10 protein-coding genes are annotated in these 16,083 nt (G+C 67.4%); 6 read left to right on the forward strand and 4 right to left on the reverse strand.

What is annotated here, in order from left to right:
- Positions 1-45: 45 nt before the first annotated feature.
- The 4 genes from C1930_RS05660 to C1930_RS05675 all read left to right on the forward strand — a co-directional run bounded on the left by C1930_RS05660 (position 46) and on the right by C1930_RS05675 (position 6,131).
- Positions 46-2,640: a bifunctional aspartate kinase/diaminopimelate decarboxylase gene (locus C1930_RS05660; protein ID WP_108752411.1), complete on the forward strand. Its 2,595-nt coding sequence runs from the start codon at positions 46-48 to the stop codon at positions 2,638-2,640.
- Positions 2,641-2,730: 90 nt separating this feature from the next.
- A complete protein-coding gene (gene murL / locus C1930_RS05665; RefSeq protein WP_108755614.1) occupies positions 2,731-4,083 on the forward strand; it encodes a UDP-N-acetyl-alpha-D-muramoyl-L-alanyl-L-glutamate epimerase in 1,353 nt (450 codons plus the stop codon).
- Complete coding sequence (gene murD / locus C1930_RS05670) at positions 4,064-5,473, forward strand: UDP-N-acetylmuramoyl-L-alanine--D-glutamate ligase (protein WP_108771264.1); 1,410 nt, start codon at positions 4,064-4,066, stop codon at positions 5,471-5,473. Before murL ends, murD begins: the two co-directional genes overlap by 20 nt.
- 124 nt (positions 5,474-5,597) lie before the next feature.
- A complete protein-coding gene (locus tag C1930_RS05675; protein ID WP_108771265.1) occupies positions 5,598-6,131 on the forward strand; it encodes a hypothetical protein in 534 nt (177 codons plus the stop codon).
- Positions 6,132-6,165: 34 nt separating this feature from the next.
- Here C1930_RS05675 and C1930_RS05680 read toward each other — a convergent pair whose 3' ends face one another.
- Positions 6,166-6,744 (reverse strand): SMI1/KNR4 family protein, encoded by a 579-nt coding sequence (locus tag C1930_RS05680; protein ID WP_108771266.1) that lies wholly within the window; start codon positions 6,742-6,744, stop codon positions 6,166-6,168.
- A gap of 125 nt (positions 6,745-6,869) precedes the next feature.
- Between C1930_RS05680 and C1930_RS05685 the strand changes: the two genes are divergently transcribed.
- Positions 6,870-7,655 carry a dienelactone hydrolase family protein gene (locus tag C1930_RS05685; RefSeq protein ID WP_108771267.1) on the forward strand — a complete coding sequence of 262 codons (786 nt, stop codon included), beginning with the start codon at positions 6,870-6,872 and terminating at the stop codon, positions 7,653-7,655.
- A gap of 74 nt (positions 7,656-7,729) precedes the next feature.
- Here the strand turns inward: C1930_RS05685 and C1930_RS05690 are convergent, their stop codons facing one another.
- Positions 7,730-8,728 (reverse strand): polyprenyl synthetase family protein, encoded by a 999-nt coding sequence (locus C1930_RS05690; RefSeq protein WP_108771268.1) that lies wholly within the window; start codon positions 8,726-8,728, stop codon positions 7,730-7,732.
- 214 nt (positions 8,729-8,942) lie between these two features.
- Here C1930_RS05690 and C1930_RS05695 point away from each other — a divergent pair, with 214 nt between their 5' ends.
- The gene (locus tag C1930_RS05695; RefSeq protein ID WP_108771269.1) at positions 8,943-10,556 is read left to right on the forward strand and encodes an alpha-glucosidase; all 1,614 of its coding nucleotides are present in this window, start codon (positions 8,943-8,945) and stop codon (positions 10,554-10,556) included.
- Between the two features lie 422 nt (positions 10,557-10,978).
- Here C1930_RS05695 and C1930_RS05700 read toward each other — a convergent pair whose 3' ends face one another.
- Positions 10,979-13,729: a TonB-dependent receptor gene (locus tag C1930_RS05700; protein ID WP_199912008.1), complete on the reverse strand. Its 2,751-nt coding sequence runs from the start codon at positions 13,727-13,729 to the stop codon at positions 10,979-10,981.
- A 222-nt stretch (positions 13,730-13,951) separates the two neighbouring features.
- Positions 13,952-16,006 carry a glycoside hydrolase family 97 protein gene (locus tag C1930_RS05705; RefSeq protein ID WP_108771270.1) on the reverse strand — a complete coding sequence of 685 codons (2,055 nt, stop codon included), beginning with the start codon at positions 16,004-16,006 and terminating at the stop codon, positions 13,952-13,954.
- Positions 16,007-16,083: the final 77 nt, after the last annotated feature.

Genomic DNA, 16,083 nt, shown 5'->3' on the forward strand with positions numbered 1-16,083 from the left:
TTCCGCCCCCGTGGGCGGCTTCCCCACATTACACATAGCCTATCCATGTCAGCTTCCCCCCTTGTCGATCGTTGGATCGTACTGAAGTTCGGCGGCACCTCGGTGTCGCGTCGCCACCGTTGGGACACGATCGGGAAGCTGGCGAAAAAACGCGCGGAAGAAACCGGCTCGCGCGTGCTGGTGGTGGTCTCGGCGCTGTCCGGGGTGACCAATGAACTGACCGCCATTGCCGATGGCGCCGCCGACAGCCGCGACCGCGTGGCCGCGCTGGTCGAACGCCACCTGGGCTTCCTGGATGAACTGGGCCTGGGCCACGACGTGCTGGCCGAGCGCCTGGCCGTGCTGCAGGGCCTGCTGGACGATGCGCGTGCCGCCACCCGTACGCTGGACTGGCAGGCCGAAGTGCTGGGCCAGGGCGAACTGCTGTCCTCCACCCTGGGCGCGGCCTACCTGCACGCGTCGGGCCTGGACATGGGCTGGATGGATGCCCGCCAGTGGCTGGACGCGATGCCGCCGCAGCCGAACCAGAGCGACTGGTCGCAGCGCCTGTCGGTGAACTGCCAGTGGCGTGCCGACGGCGAATGGGCGCAGCGCTTCCGCGCGCAGCCGACCCGCCTGCTGATCACCCAGGGCTTCATTTCCCGCCATGCCGACGGCGGTACCGCCATCCTCGGCCGCGGTGGTTCGGATACCTCGGCGGCGTACTTCGGTGCGCTGCTGGGCGCCAGCCGTGTGGAAATCTGGACCGACGTGCCGGGCATGTTCAGCGCCAACCCCAAGGACGTGCCCGACGCGCGCCTGCTGACCCGCCTGGACTATTACGAGGCGCAGGAAATCGCCACCACCGGCGCCAAGGTGCTGCACCCGCGCTCGATCAAGCCGTGCCGTGACGCCGGCGTGCCGATGGCCATCCTCGATACCGAGCGCCCGGAACTGCCGGGCACCAGCATCGACGGCAATGCCGCGCCGGTGCCGGGGGTGAAGGCGATCAGCCGCCGCAACGGCATCGTGCTGGTGTCGATGGAAGGCATCGGCATGTGGCAGCAGGTCGGCTTCCTGGCCGATGTGTTCGGCCTGTTCAAGAAGCACGGGCTGTCGGTGGATCTGATCGGTTCGGCCGAAACCAACGTCACCGTGTCGCTGGACCCGTCCGAGAACCTGGTCAACACCGATGTGCTGGCCGCGCTGTCGGCGGACCTGTCGCAGATCTGCAAGGTGAAGGTGATCGTGCCGTGCGCGGCCATCACCCTGGTCGGCCGTGGCATGCGTTCGCTGCTGCACAAGCTGTCGGACGTGTGGGCCACGTTCGGCCGCGAGCGCGTGCACATGATCTCGCAGTCGTCCAACGACCTGAACCTGACCTTCGTGATCGACGAGGCCGATGCCGATGGCCTGCTGCCGATCCTGCATGCCGAGCTGATCGACAGCGGCGCCATGCCGGTGGAAGAAACTGAAGTGTTCGGCCCGCGCTGGCGCGAGATTGCCGGCACCGTGCGCCCGCGCGGCACGCCGTGGTGGCGTGGCCAGCGTGCGCACCTGCTGCAGCTGGCCGACGCCGGCACGCCGCGCTACGTCTACCACCTGCCCACGGTGCGCGCCCGCGCCCGCGCGCTGGCCGCGATCAAGCCGATCGACCAGCGCTACTACGCGATCAAGGCCAACAGCCACCCGGCCATCCTGCAGCTGCTGGAAGCCGAAGGCTTCGGCCTGGAATGCGTATCGCACGGTGAACTGAAGCACGTGTTCCAGCACCTGCCGGAACTGTCGCCCAAGCGCGTGCTGTTCACCCCCAGCTTCTGCCCGCGCAGCGAATACGAAGCCGCGTTCGCCCTGGGCGTGACCGTGACCGTGGACAACGTGGAGGCGCTGCAGCGCTGGCCGGACCTGTTCCGCAACCGCGAACTGTGGCTGCGCGTGGACCTGGGCCGTGGCGAAGGCCACCACGCCAAGGTGCGCACCGGCGGCAAGGAGTCGAAGTTCGGCCTGCCGATTGCCCGCGTGGACGAATTCGTGCGCGCGGCCACCGAGCTGGGCACCCGCGTGGTCGGCCTGCACGCGCACCTGGGCAGCGGCGTGGAAACGGCGCAGCACTGGCGCCTGATGTGCGATGAACTGGCCGGTTTCGCCCGCCGCATCGGCAGCGTGCAGACCATCGATATCGGTGGCGGCCTGCCGATTCCGTACAGCGAAGAAGACGAGCCGTTCGACCTGGACGCCTGGGCCGAAGGCCTGGCCGAAGTGAAGGCGCTGCACCCGGCGTTCCGCCTGGCGATCGAGCCGGGTCGCTACCTGGTGGCCGAATCGGGCGTACTGCTGACCCACGCCACCCAGGTGGTGGAAAAGGACGGCGTGCGCCGCGTCGGCCTGGATGCCGGCATGAACACGCTGATGCGCCCGGCCCTGTACGACGCCTGGCATGACATCGAGAACCTGAGCCGCCAGGGCGGCTATGCCGAGGCGGCATTCGATGTGGTCGGCCCGATCTGCGAATCCAGCGATGTGTTCGGCAAGCGCCGCAAGCTGCCGGTGTCCACCGCGCCGGACGATGTGATGCTGATCGCCGATGCCGGTGCCTACGGCTATGTGATGTCCAACACTTACAACCAGCGGGCGATGCCGCGCGAAGACGTGATCGAGTGATCGCCAGCCTTCGTACCCTGCACCCGCCCACCGACACGACCCGCGCACGCGCGCGGGCCCGTGCCTGACCGCGCTTGAACTGGATCCACCATGACTGCTTTCGATAAACACCAGGTTTCCCGCTTCCGCTTCGTCCGCTGCGAATTCGCCGCGGACACCGGCGTGGCCAAGCTGGTCTACGCCTTCGATGACGGCCCTGAGATGGTGGAAACCATCAGCGTGCCCGGTGCGCCGTTCGTACTGGACGACGCGCGCGCCGCCGCCGTGCAGCGCGCACTGCAGCTGCTGCACCTGATCGCCGGCGTCAGCTACTACAAGGCGGGCGTGCCGGAGACGGTCAGCATCGACAGCTATGCGATCGATGCCGATACCGCTGCGCTTGTGGAAACGATCTACCTGAATGGTCTGGGCGAATTCGCCTATCGCAACGGCCTGAACCTGCGCGGGCGCTTCCGCCTGCCGGTGCAGGGCCAGGCGCTGCAGGCGCCGGCACTGGGCCTGCAGCCGCACGCGCTGGTGGCCATCGGCGGCGGCAAGGATTCGCTGGTCAGCATTGAAGCGCTGCGCCGTGCCGGCGTGGACGAGACGGTGACCTGGATCGGCGGTTCGCAGCTGATCCGCGCCTGTGCCGAGCGCACCGGCCTGCCGACGCTGAACCTGGGCCGCGCGCTGGCCCCGGAACTGTTCGAGCTGAACCGCCAAGGTGCCTGGAACGGCCATATTCCGGTTACCGCGGTGAACTCGGCGATCATGGTGCTGGCCGCGCTGCTGCAGGGCGTGGACCAGGTGGTGTTCTCCAACGAACGTTCGGCCAGCTACGGCAGCCAGATTCCCGGCACCGGTGAAGTGAACCACCAGTGGTCCAAGGGCTGGGCCTTCGAGCAGGCCTTCGGCAACCACGTGCAGCAGCAGGTGGCCGCCGATCTGCACTACTACTCGCTGCTGCGCCCGATGTCCGAGCTGGCGGTGGCCCGCCAGTTCGCCAAGACCGATTTCTACGACGCGCATTTCTCCAGCTGCAACCGCAATTTCCACATCCTGGGCGAGCGCCCGGTGAACCGCTGGTGCGGCGTCTGCCCGAAGTGCCATTTCGTTTTCCTGGCGCTGGCCCCGTTCATGCCCAAGACGCGTCTTGTGCGCATCTTCGGCCGCAACCTGCTGGACGATGCCGAGCAGGCCGCTGGCTTCGATGCGCTGCTGGAATTCCAGGACCACAAGCCGTTCGAGTGCGTGGGCGAAGGCCGCGAATCGCGTGCGGCGATGGCGACCCTGGCGCAGCGCCCGGAATGGAAGGAAGACGTGCTGGTGAAGCGCTTCTGCAACGAGATCCAGCCGCAGCTGGATGCCGCCGAACTGGAACTGGCACCGCTGCTGCTGTTGCAGGGCGAGCACCGCATTCCGGCCGCGTTGTGGGAACAGGTGCGTGAAGATTTCGCAGCTTGAAGGAAAGCGCGTCGCGCTGTGGGGCTGGGGGCGTGAGGGCCGTGCGGCATTTTCCGTGCTGCGCGCGCGCCTGCCCGCGCTGGCCCTGAGCCTGTTCTGCCCGGCTGCTGAAGCCGAGGCGGCGCGTGCGGAAACGCAGGGGCGGCTGGACGTGCGCGGTGAACCCACCGCCGAGGCGCTGGCCGCGTTCGATGTGGTGATCAAGTCGCCCGGCATCAGCCCGTACCAGCCGATCGCGCTGGCGGCCGCCGCGCAGGGCACGGTCTTCATCGGCGGCACCGCGCTGTGGTTCGCCGAACATGCCGGTGCCGATGGCATCGTGCACGACACCGTGTGCGTGACCGGCACCAAGGGCAAGAGCACCACCACCGCGCTGGTCGCGCACCTGCTGCGCGCCGCCGGCCATCGCACCGGCCTGGTCGGCAACATCGGCCTGCCGCTGCTGGAAGTGCTGGACCCGCAGCCAGCGCCCGCGTACTGGGCGGTGGAACTGTCCAGCTACCAGACCGGCGAAGTGGCGCGCAGTGGCGCCCGCCCGCAGGTGGCGGTGGTGCTGAACCTGTTCCCCGAACACCTGGACTGGCACGGCACCGAGCAGCGCTACATTGAAGACAAGCTGCGTCTGGTGACCGAAGCGGCGCCGCGCATCGCCGTGCTCAATGCCGCCGATCCGCATCTGGCCGCGCTGGCGCTGCCCGACAGCGAGGTGGTCTGGTTCAACCAGCCGCAGGGCTGGCACATGCGCGGCGACATCGTGCACCGCGGCGAGCAGGCGGTGTTCGATACCCGCAACACGCCGCTGCCCGGCCGCCACAACCGCGGCAACCTGTGCGCGGTGCTGGCCGCGCTGGAAGCGCTGGGGCTGGATGCAGTGGCGCTGGCACCGGCGGTGCAGGATTTCCGACCGTTGCCGAACCGCCTGCAGCGCATTGGCGTGGCCGAGGGCCTGACCTACATCAACGATTCGATCAGCACCACGCCGCACGCCAGCCTGGCGGCGCTGGAGTGCTTCGCCGGGCAGCGCATCGCGCTGCTGGTGGGCGGGCACGACCGTGGCCTGGACTGGACCGATTTCATGCAGCACATGGCGCACGACGTGCCACCGGTGGAGATCGTGACCATGGGCAGCAACGGCCCGCGCATCCACGCCATGCTGCAGCCGCTGGCCGATGCCGGTCGCTTCGGCCTGCACGCGGCGGGAGACCTGCCGCACGCCATGGCGCTGGCGCGTACCGCGCTGGGCGCGCAGGGCGGGGTGGTGCTGCTGTCACCGGGCGCGCCAAGTTTTGGTGCCTACCGCGATTACGTGGCGCGCGGCCGCCACTTCGCCGAGCTGGCCGGATTCAACCCGGACAGCATCAGCGCGATTCCGGGGTTGGGCATCGGGTAGGGCAGGCCCATGGGTCAGATCCCTTTCCGCAGGAAAGGGCTCTGACCCCTATCCACGCATGGCGTGGATCTACTCCAGGGGCGCGTTACCATCGGTGCATTCCCGGACGGACCCGGACGCCCGCATGTGCACCTTCATCACCGTGTTCCTGCCCACCACGCTGGCCCACGACACGGCCGCCGCGGTCTTCAGCCGCAGCGGCCGGTGCCTGTTCGCGCAGGCCTCGCCCAGCCTGCAGGCGGCGGTCGGCCCCGGCTGGCAGCCCTGGCTGAGTGCCGCGCACTGCGATTGCGGGACGGCGCTGGCTTCGCTGCGGGCCGAGCCGGCGTGGGCGGGCGATGCCGAGCGCTGGCGGAAGAAGGGCTGGAGCGAGGCGAAGATCGCCCGCGCGCTGGCCGAGCAGTTGGCCCGGCATGAACAGGATCAGCAGCTGCGGCGAGAAGAAGCGCTGGGCGATGCCTGCCAGTGGTTGCAGCGCATTGATGCGCTGCTGGGCGCAGGTGCGGCGCGTATTGGCCTGCTGGTGCGCGACTACGATGGTTCGGTGGGCGCCCGGCAGCCAGCGCCGCCGGAACGTCGCTGGTCGCGTGCGCAGCTGGCGGCGGCGGATCTGCTGGCGTTCGAACCGGGAACGTTGCAGTGGATCGAACGCGGGTGAGAGCGCGTGACCCCCATCAACGCATGGCGTGGATCTACTCGATGAAGCTGTAATCGCGGTCGATCAGGTCCTGCAGGTAGGCATCGAAGCTGGGGGCGATGACCGCGTAGCTGTCCGGATCGTGCAGGTAGCGCACCACCTGGCCGACGGTGCCGCCCGGGGCGGGATCGAAATCCAGGTACAGCATCGAGGTGCCACCGTTGTTCATGCAGTGCGAGAAGCACAGGCGACGGTTCATCGGCAGATCGCCGTCAATGCCGGCGCCGAGGATGTCCGGCTCGTCGTCCAGCCATTCCTCGTAGATGGAACGGATGCTGTCGTGCCACTGCCGCTGGTCGTCGAAGATCTGTTCGACCGAGCGCAGGAAGTACGGATAGTCCCCCACGTCCGAGCCCAGCACCAGCACGCAGACCTCGCCGCCGGGGTACTCACGGTAGTGCGTGCCATCCACGCGCGACAGCAGCTTCAGCAGGCTGTCGGGTACCTGCGGCCACTGCGTGCGCAGGCGCTGCAGGTCGTCGGCGCTGGCGCCCTGCACGTGGGCCCATTGCGGGGCGTCATCTTCCGGCAGGCGGGCAACAAGGCCGGACAGGAAACGATCTACCAGGTTCATTCAATTGCAGGGAAGCAGGAACAGGGGGGTATCCAACCACACCTGCGTCACGCCGCCAATGCAGAATGCGCACTGGCAGGCGTGGGCACCGTGCAGCCTGCTTCCCTTCTTTCTGGAGCAGGCACATGAACAGCTGGCGGTATGGTGTGGCGATGGTGCTGGGGCTGGCGGCGATGCCGGCGTGGGCGGCGATGAAGACCCAACCGGTGGAATGGACGCACCAGGGCACGACCTTCAGTGGTGTGCTGGTCTACGACGACGGCGACGATGACAAGCGCCCCGGCCTGGTGATGGTGCCCAACTGGAAGGGCGTGAACGCATCGGCGATTGAAAAGGCCAAGCAGTTGGCCGGCGATGACTACGTGGTGCTGGTGGCCGATGTGTACGGCAAGGGCGTGCGGCCGAAGAGCGATGCCGAGGCCGGCCCGGTGGCAACCAAGCTGCGCAACGACCGGCCGCTGCTGCGCGCACGCGCGCTGGAAGCGGTGAACGTGCTCAAGGCGCAGGCCGGCAAGGCACCGCTGGATGCCAGCCGGATCGGTGCGGTCGGCTTCTGTTTCGGTGGCACCACGGTGCTGGAGCTGGCCCGTGCCGGTGCACCGCTGGCCGCTGTGGTCAGCCTGCACGGCGGCCTGGGCTCACCGCTGCCGGCACAGGCCGGGGGCACGCATCCTTCGGTGCTGGTGCTCAATGGCGCCGACGATACCAGCGTGACGGCCGAGGATATCGGCAGTTTCCAGAAGGAAATGGACGCGGCCAAGGTCGACTGGGAATTCACCAACTACAGCGGCGCGGTGCACTGCTTTGCCGAGCGTGATGCCAACAGCCCGCCGGGGTGCCAGTACAACGAACGCGCGGCCAAGCGCGCGTGGAAGGCGCTGGATGAGTTCTTCGAGGAACGGTTCCGGTAATCAAAGGCGTGCCGACCAACGGTCGGCACCCACCGATGCTTGTGTGCCGACCAAGGTCGGCACACCTTCACCGATCAATGCGAGCGCTGCACCGCGTAGCGGGCCAGGCCGCGCAGGGCGGCCAAGGCATCGTTGTCGCCCAGGCCGTCAAGCGCGCGCTCGGCGGCTTCGGCGTACTCCTCGGCGCGGCGGCGGCTGTAGTCCAGGCCACCGGTGGCGCGGATCGCGGCCAGCACTTCCGGCATGGCCGAGGCGTCGCCGTCCTGCACGATGCTGCGCAGGCGCTCGCGGGTAGCCAGGTCGGAGTGGGCCATGGCGTGGATCAGCGGCAGGGTTGCCTTGCCTTCGGCCAGGTCGTCGCCCAGGTTCTTGCCCAGTTCCTCGGCATTGGCCGAGTAATCGAGCACGTCATCGGCAATCTGGAAGGCGTAGCCCAGGTGCATGCCGTAGTCGTACAGGGCCTGCTGGGTGGCTTCGTCCTGGCCGCTGGCCAGCGCGCCCAGGCGGGTGCCGGCGGCGAACAGCACCGCGGTCTTGCGCTCGATCACGCGCAGGTAGGCCGCTTCGTCGGTGTCCGGGTTGTGTACGTGCAGCAGCTGCAGCACTTCGCCTTCGGCGATGCGGTTGGTGGTGTCGGCCAGGATCTGCATGACCGGCATGCGGTCCAGTTCCACCATCAGCTGGAAGCTGCGCGAGTACAGGAAATCGCCCACCAGCACGCTGGGCGCATTGCCCCACAGGGCGTTGGCGGTGCTGCGGCCACGGCGCAGGCTGGATTCGTCCACCACATCGTCGTGCAGCAGGGTGGAGGTGTGGATGAACTCGATGATGGCCGCCAGCTGGTGGTGCTCCGGCCCGGCCTGACCGACCGCGTGGCCGGCCAGCATGACCAGCATCGGGCGCAGGCGCTTGCCGCCGGCGGAAATGATGTGGTCGGCGATCTGGTTGATCAGCACCACGTCCGAGGACAGCCGGCGCCGGATCAGGGCATCGACGGCGGCCATGTCGGCCGCAGCAAGCGACTGGATCTGGGGCAGGCCCAGGGCGGGACGGGTGTCTTCAGTGATGGTCATGCGATCAGGCTTTCAGGCTCCCCCCGATTATAGGCGCTGGCCGTGAATTCGGGCGGAAACCCGACCGACCGGTCTTTTCGCGGGCCGCTGGCCGGCCCCGCGGCGTGAATACGTATGCAGCCAGCGCCATCGCCGGGAGGCCGCCGCTAAGCTTGCCGGAGTTGCTTTTCGGCCCGCTTCCGGCGGGTCCCGCATGCCCGGAGGGGGGCTGTCGATGTCGCACAATCCATGGTGGCGCGGAGCCGTCATCTACCAGATCTACCCGCGCAGTTTCCTCGACGCCAACGGCGACGGGGTAGGCGACCTGCCGGGCATCATCGAGCGTCTGGACTACATTGCCGCGCTGGGCGCGGATGCGATCTGGATCTCGCCGTTCTTCAGATCGCCCATGGCCGATTTCGGCTATGACATCGCCGATTACCGCGATGTGGACCCGCTGTTCGGCAACCTGGACGACTTCGACCGCCTGCTGGCCAAGGCGCACGGCCTGGGCCTGAAGGTGATGATCGACCAGGTGCTGAGCCATACGTCGATCGAGCACGCCTGGTTCCGTGAAAGCCGCCAGGACCGCAGCAACCCGAAGGCGGACTGGTATGTCTGGGCCGACCCGCGCGAAGACGGCACCCCGCCCAACAACTGGCTGTCGCTGTTCGGCGGCGGCGCCTGGCAGTGGGAACCGCGCCGCGAGCAGTACTACCTGCACAACTTCCTGGTCGACCAGCCGGACCTGAACTTCCACAACCCGGCAGTGCAGCAGGCCACGCTGGACAACGTGCGCTTCTGGCTGGACCGCGGCGTGGATGGGTTCCGCCTGGATGCCATCAACTTCTGCTTCCACGACGCGCAGCTGCGTGACAACCCGCCCAAGCCGGCGGACAAGCGGGTGGGGCGCGGCTTCAGCCCGGACAACCCGTACGCCTACCAGTACCACTACTACAACAATACCCAGCCGGAAAACCTGCCGTTCCTCGAACAGCTGCGCGCGCTGCTGGACCAGTACCCGGGCGCGGTGAGTCTGGGCGAGATCTCGTCGGAAGATTCGCTGGCCACCACCGCCGAGTACACGCAGGACGGCCGCCTGCACATGGGCTACAGCTTCGAGCTGCTGGTGGACGACTACAGCGTGGCCTATATCCGCGATACGGTCTCGCGCCTGGAAGCGGTGATGACCGAAGGCTGGCCGTGCTGGGCGGTGTCCAACCACGATGTGGAGCGGGCGGTCAGCCGCTGGGGCGGCCACCCGGCCGACCCGCGCCTGGCCCGCATGCTGGTGGCCATGCTGTGTTCGCTGCGCGGCTCGGTCTGCCTGTACCAGGGCGAGGAACTGGGCCTGGCCGAGGCCGAGGTGCCGTTCGAGGACCTGCAGGACCCGTATGGCATCACCTTCTGGCCCAACTTCAAGGGCCGTGACGGCTGCCGCACGCCGCTGCCGTGGACCGATGCCCCGCTGGCCGGCTTCACCACCGGCAAGCCGTGGCTGCCGATTCCGGCCGAGCACCGTGCCGCCGCGGTGGCGGTGCAGCAGGCCGACCCGCACTCGGTGCTGAGCGCCTTCGGCGATTTCCTGGCCTGGCGGCGCACCCAGCCGGCCCTGCTGCACGGCGACATCCAATTCCTGGACAGCGCCGAGCCGGTGCTGCTTTTCCAGCGTATGCTTGCAGATGAAACTCTCCTGCTGGCCTTCAACCTGTCGGCAGCGCCGGTCAGCCATCCGCTGCCGGCCGGCCGCTGGGAACAGGTGGCGGTGCCGGGCCCGGATGCGGGCACGGTGGAAGGCAACGAACTGCGGCTGCCGCCGCGCGCGGTGTATTGCGCCCGACGCAGCTGACCGATTTCTCCGGTGGCGGTACTTGCGGGGACGGGGCCGAAGCGCCCCGTCCCTTTTTTGTGCTTGGTTGCATGGGGTGGCGTATCCACGCATGGCGTGGATCTACCGGGGCGTGGTTGCCGGGGTTGGCGTATCCACGCATGGCGTGGATCTACCGGGCGGCGTGGTTGCCTGGGGTGGCGTATCCACGCGTGGCGTGGATCTACCGGGGGGCGTGGTTGCCTGGGGTGGCGTATCCACGCATGGCGTGGATCTACCGGGGGGCGTGGTGGCCGGGGTTGGCGTATCCACGCCATGCGTGGATGGGCATTTCAGTAGATCCACGCCACGCGTGGATGGGCACGACCGACCCTCTACCAACGCCGGTGCAAAAGAAAACCCGCTGCCTGCGCAGCGGGTTTTCGGTGGTTTCCCGGCGTGGGTCAGAACTTGTAGTTCACGCCCAGCACGTAGGTGCGGCCCCACTCGATGTATTCCAGCGGGCGATCCTTGGTGCCGGCGTAGGTGCGGTACGGTTCGTTGGTCAGGTTGCTTCCCTGCAGCAGCAGGGTCAGGCCACGCAGGGCGCTGCTGTCGCTGAAGGTGTAGCTGACCTGGGCATCGGTTACGTTCTCGCCCACCACGTAACGCAGCGTGCGGTTGCCGTTGAAGTTGCCGATTTCACCGATGAAATCCGAACGGCGGCGCTGACTCACGCGTGCTTCGAAACCATTGCGCTCGAAGTAGGCGGTGAAGTTGTACACGCGGTCGGACAGGCCCGGCAGGCTGATCGGATCGGTACCCACGCTGGAGGCGCTTTCCGGGTCCAGGATCTCGATGTCGCTCTTGTTGAAGGTGGCGCTGGCCTGCACGCCGAAGCCGCGCAGGCTGTCGGTCAGCATGTCCAGCGGGAACGATGCGGTCAGTTCCAGGCCCTTCAGGGTGCCGCCCTTGCCGTTCTGCGGCGAGGAGAACGTACCGGTGGTCAGCACCGGCACGGTCATGCCCGGCGGCGGCACGTAGCTGCCCAGCAGGTCGGTGAAGTCGTAGTTGTCCACCGACTGGGTGTACACGTAGCTCTTCAGGTCCTTGTAGAAGACGGCGGCGGCCACGTAGGCCTTTTCACCGAAGTACTTTTCGTAGGACAGATCGATGGCGGTGGCGCGCCACGGGTCCAGCAGCGGGTTGCCGCCGCTGCCGCCGGGCTTGCCGGTGGCCGTATCCACGCCGAATTCCAGGCCGGCGCGCATCTGGTCCACGCGCGGGCGGGCGACCTGCTTGGCCACGGCGAAGCGCAGCGTCTGCTCATGCGGGAACATGAAGGCCAGGTTCAAGCTGGGCAGCCAGTCGTTGTAGGTCTTGCCGTTGGAATACGGCTGGATGTTGCTGCCGGCCGGCTGCGAGCTGTCCCAGTAGCGCGAATCCGAACTCTGGTCGGTGTGCTGCATCTGCACGCCGATGTTGCCGCGCACGCCCACCACGCCGATGTCGGTGTTGATGTTCAGGCGCGCCCACGCGGTGGTGATCTTCTCTTCCACCACCCACGACTTGGGAATCAGGTAATCCAGGTTGTCGACCGGATCGAAGGTCATGTAGCGGGCCACGGCGGCTGGCACGTTCCAGGCCGGAATGTTGCCGATGCCGGCAAAGCCCAGGTTCACCGGCGAATACTGCAGGTCCGAGGCGATGTTGGCATCGCCCTGGGCGCCCAGCAGGATGTTGCCTTCGGACTGGGTCTTGGTCTTGCGGCGGTCGGCGTAGTTCACGCCGATATCCAGGTCCGGTGCCCACGACGCCATCGCTTCGGGCAGGCTGATGGTGGCCGCCAGCTTGCCGCCCTTCAGGCGGTCTTCCACCTGCGGCACCTTGCCGTAGCCGGAACCGTAGATGGTGTTGGTCAGGAACAGCGCATCGGGGTTGGAATAATCCAGGCCCGGCGAGATCTGCGAGAAGCCGTTCGGGTTCACCACCAGACCGATGGTGTCCAGCTGCGGCATCGGGGTCAGCTGCAGGTTGTTTTCCAGGTTCAGTTCGTCACGGGTGGCCTTGGAGTAGTTCAGGTCGGCCACCAGCTTCACGCTGCCGAAGGTGAACTCGTTGTTCCAGCCAAACGCATCGATCTTGTCCTTGCGCTTGTTGTACATGCCGCGCACCAGCGGGTACACGCCGCTGGCGGTGCCCCCGGTGAAGGTGCCATCGGCATTGACCTGCGGGTTGCTGATCAGCAGGCCCGGGGTGTAACCGCCGTTGTAGTTGCTGAGGTTGACCTCGAACTGGTTGGCGGTGTCGATCTGTTCGGCTTCGGTGTGGAACGCGTCGAAGGTGCTGGTCCAGGCGTTGTTCGGCCGGAACTGGATGGTGGCCATCACGCCGTCGCGCTTGTTGTTGCCGGTACGGCGCAGGGCCTTGATGCCATCGGAGAAGTAGGTGCCTGCGGCCAGGCCCGGGCGGTTGCCGTTGGTGGTCTGCTCGGTGGTCCACGGTTCGTACAGACCCACCTGGTTTTCCTGGATCGGGTTGTCGCTGTGCGCGTAACCGATCGAGATGCCCAGGGTCTTGTCGAAGAACTGGTCGATGTAGCTGGCGCTGAAGCGGTTGCCGAATTCATCGACGTTGGCCGCTTCACCCAGCGAGCTCTTCTGCAGGCGGCCGCTGACGGCGATCACGCGCTCGGGGAAGCTGAGCGGGCGCACGGTCTGCATGTCGATGGTGCCGGACAGGCCCTGGCCGACCAGGGCCGCGTCCGGGGTCTTGTACACGGTCACGCCGTTCACCAGTTCCGACGGGTACTGGTCGAATTCAACGCTGCGGTTGTCGCCGGTGCTGACCACTTCACGGCCGTTGAGCAGGGTGGTGGCGAAGTCGGGCGACAAGCCGCGCACGCTGATGACCTGGGCACGGCCGGCCACGCGCTGGGCGGCCAGGCCGGGCAGGCGGCCCAGCGATTCGGCGATGCTGACATCGGGCAGCTTGCCGATGTCTTCGGCGGAAATCGCTTCGACCACCGAAGTGGCGCTCTGCTTCACCGCAATGGCGTTTTCGATGCCGCGGCGGATGCCGGTTACCTGCACGGTGTCCAGGTTGGTGGCGGACGGATCGGTGGCGGTGGCTTCGGTGGACTGCGCCGATGCCAGCGACGGCACCAGTACGACGGCCAGCGCCAGACTCAGCGCGCTGCGCTTGTGGTTCAACATTTTCCCCTCCCAGGCAATGTTGTAGAGCATTTTGTGGTCGTCCCGGCGGGGCCGGAAACGTGCGACGCGGTGGCCGCTGTCGTCGCCGCTATGGTAGGCAGCGCGTTGTTCGGCGGAATCACCCTGCATACGTATTCAATGGCGTTTGCAGCGTTGTAAACGATTCCAGTCTCCGCTCCCGGTAGCGCCGGGCCATGCCCGGCGATGCAGAAGTGCGGGTGTTCAGTGCACCGGCGTGAAGCGGATCGCCTGGCCACCGCCCGGTGCCAGCACCAGGGTCAGGGCATCGGCGCTGGTGACTTCACGCGTCTCGCGCTTGAACGCGAACGGGTTGCTGCGGAAGTCCGCACCGTCGCCGTCGCGGTAGATCTCGGCGCGGTAGCGCACGCCCGGTTCCAGGAAGCCCAGCGACACCGGCAGCACGCGGCCGTGTTCGTCGGTGATGCTGCCCAGGAACCAGTCGCGGCTGTTGCGGTCGCGGCGCACCAGGGTCACGTAGTCGCCCACCTCGCCATCCAGCACGCGGCTCTGTTCCCAGTCCACCGCCACGTCTTCGATGAAGCGGAACGCCTCGCGGTGCTGCAGGTAATGCTCGGGCAGGTCGGCGGCCATCTGGATCGGGCTGTACAGCACCACGTACAGCGCCAGCTGGCGGGCCAGGGTGCTGGGAATGGCCTGGCCGTGGCGGCCCTTCAGGCTGAGGATGCCGGGGGTGTAATCCATCGGCCCGGACAGCATGCGGGTGAACACCAGGTTGACCTCATGTTCGGGCGGGTTCGGCGGCTGGCCCCAGGCGTTGTATTCCATGCCGCGCGCGCCTTCGCGCGAGATCCAGTTGGGGTAGGTGCGGCGCAGTCCGGTGTCCTTGATCGGCTCGTGCGGGTTCACCGACAGGTGCCGCTGTGCGGCCTCCTGCACCACCTTCAGGTGGTGGCGGGCCATGAACTGGCCGTCATGCCACTCGCGCCACAGCGGGCCGCCGGCCGGGTTGCGGCGGTCCACCTGGCCGTCATCGCAGACGTAGCCGGTCTTGAACTGATCCACGCCCAGGCGCGCATACAGGTCCAGCGCGGCGTCCAGCTGGTCTTCGTAGTGTTCGATGGCGCAGCCGGTTTCGTGGTGGCCGATCAGGTGCACGCCCTTCTTCAGACCGTAGGCCGACAGCGCTTCGATATCGAAATCGGCGGTGGCGCGGGTGAAATCGAAGTCATAGCCATTGCCCACCCACATGCCGTCCCAGCCGGGGTTCCAGCCTTCCACCAGCACGCCACGGAAGCCGTGCGCGGCGGCGAAGTCGATTACCTTCTTCGTCTTGGCGGTGGTAGCGGCATGCTTCGGGCCGGTGGCCCAGCTTTCGTTGTCCAGGTGCATCGACCACCAGACGCCCAGGTACTTGGCCGGCTTCACCCAGCTCACATCACCCAGCGCGTTGGGTTCGTTGAGGTTGAGGATCAGGTCCGATTCGACCAGGCCGCCGGCGCGGTCGGCAATCTGCAGCGTGCGCCACGGCGTGGCGAAGGGCAGGCTGCGGCGCACCTTCCAGCCTTCGGCCGAAGGCGAAAGCTCGGCGCGCAGGCGCTGGCCTTCGGTACGGCGCAGCCACATGCCGGCGTAGTCCACCAGCGCAGCCTCGTGGATGGCCACGTGCAGGCCATCCACGCTGCGCAGGGTCATCGGCGTGTGCACCAGCGGCACCTCGCGCAGCGGCGTGCGCTGGTACAGGTACTCGTAGTGGATCGGCTCGCCGGCCGGAATCCACCACGCAGTGGAATCCGGCGCGATGGCGAACTCGGTCACCTCGTCATCGATGATCGCTTCGCGCAGGTTGGGCTGTTCGGGGAACGCATAGCGGAAGCCCAGGCCGTCGTCGTAGACGCGGAACACCACGTCCACGCGGCGCTTGCTGCCGGTGCTCTCGGCCAGCTGCACGGTCAGTTCATTGAAGTGGTTGCGGGTGACGCGGCGCTCGCCCCAGGGCTGTTCCCAGGTCTCGTCCACGCTGCGCCGCTGTTCGCCCAGCTGGACGAAATCACGGTCCAGGCGGCCGTCGCGCAGCACGAAGCCCAGCTTGGAATCGTCCACCACGGGCGCGCCCAGGCGTTCCACCCGGTAGCGCGCGGTACCGCCATCGAGCACCAGGCTGACCGCCAGCACCTTGCCCGGCGATTCCACCCGGGTGACCTGCGGCGCGGCCTGGGCCACCACCGCCAGACCCAGCAGGGCCATGCCGAACACCGGCGCGAACATCGCGCGGACTGCAACAGAAAAAGCCGGCATTTCCCCTCCCAAGGCGCCATTGGCAGACCCGGACCATAAGCCAGCACGGCGCCCGGTCTTCACGCGATGGCCATGAA

The sequence above is a fragment of the Stenotrophomonas sp. SAU14A_NAIMI4_8 genome, from assembly GCF_003086695.1.
Classification (GTDB): domain Bacteria; phylum Pseudomonadota; class Gammaproteobacteria; order Xanthomonadales; family Xanthomonadaceae; genus Stenotrophomonas.

Coding starts and splice junctions, on each gene's coding strand:
- C1930_RS05675 (WP_108771265.1), top strand. CDS start 5,598: ATGTGCACCTTCATCACCGTGTTCCTGCCCACCACGCTGGCCCACGAC.
- C1930_RS05680 (WP_108771266.1), bottom strand. CDS start 6,744: ATGAACCTGGTAGATCGTTTCCTGTCCGGCCTTGTTGCCCGCCTGCCG.
- C1930_RS05700 (WP_199912008.1), bottom strand. CDS start 13,729: ATGTTGAACCACAAGCGCAGCGCGCTGAGTCTGGCGCTGGCCGTCGTA.
- murL (WP_108755614.1), top strand. CDS start 2,731: ATGACTGCTTTCGATAAACACCAGGTTTCCCGCTTCCGCTTCGTCCGC.
- C1930_RS05660 (WP_108752411.1), top strand. CDS start 46: ATGTCAGCTTCCCCCCTTGTCGATCGTTGGATCGTACTGAAGTTCGGC.
- C1930_RS05685 (WP_108771267.1), top strand. CDS start 6,870: ATGAACAGCTGGCGGTATGGTGTGGCGATGGTGCTGGGGCTGGCGGCG.
- C1930_RS05695 (WP_108771269.1), top strand. CDS start 8,943: ATGTCGCACAATCCATGGTGGCGCGGAGCCGTCATCTACCAGATCTAC.
- C1930_RS05690 (WP_108771268.1), bottom strand. CDS start 8,728: ATGACCATCACTGAAGACACCCGTCCCGCCCTGGGCCTGCCCCAGATC.
- C1930_RS05705 (WP_108771270.1), bottom strand. CDS start 16,006: ATGCCGGCTTTTTCTGTTGCAGTCCGCGCGATGTTCGCGCCGGTGTTC.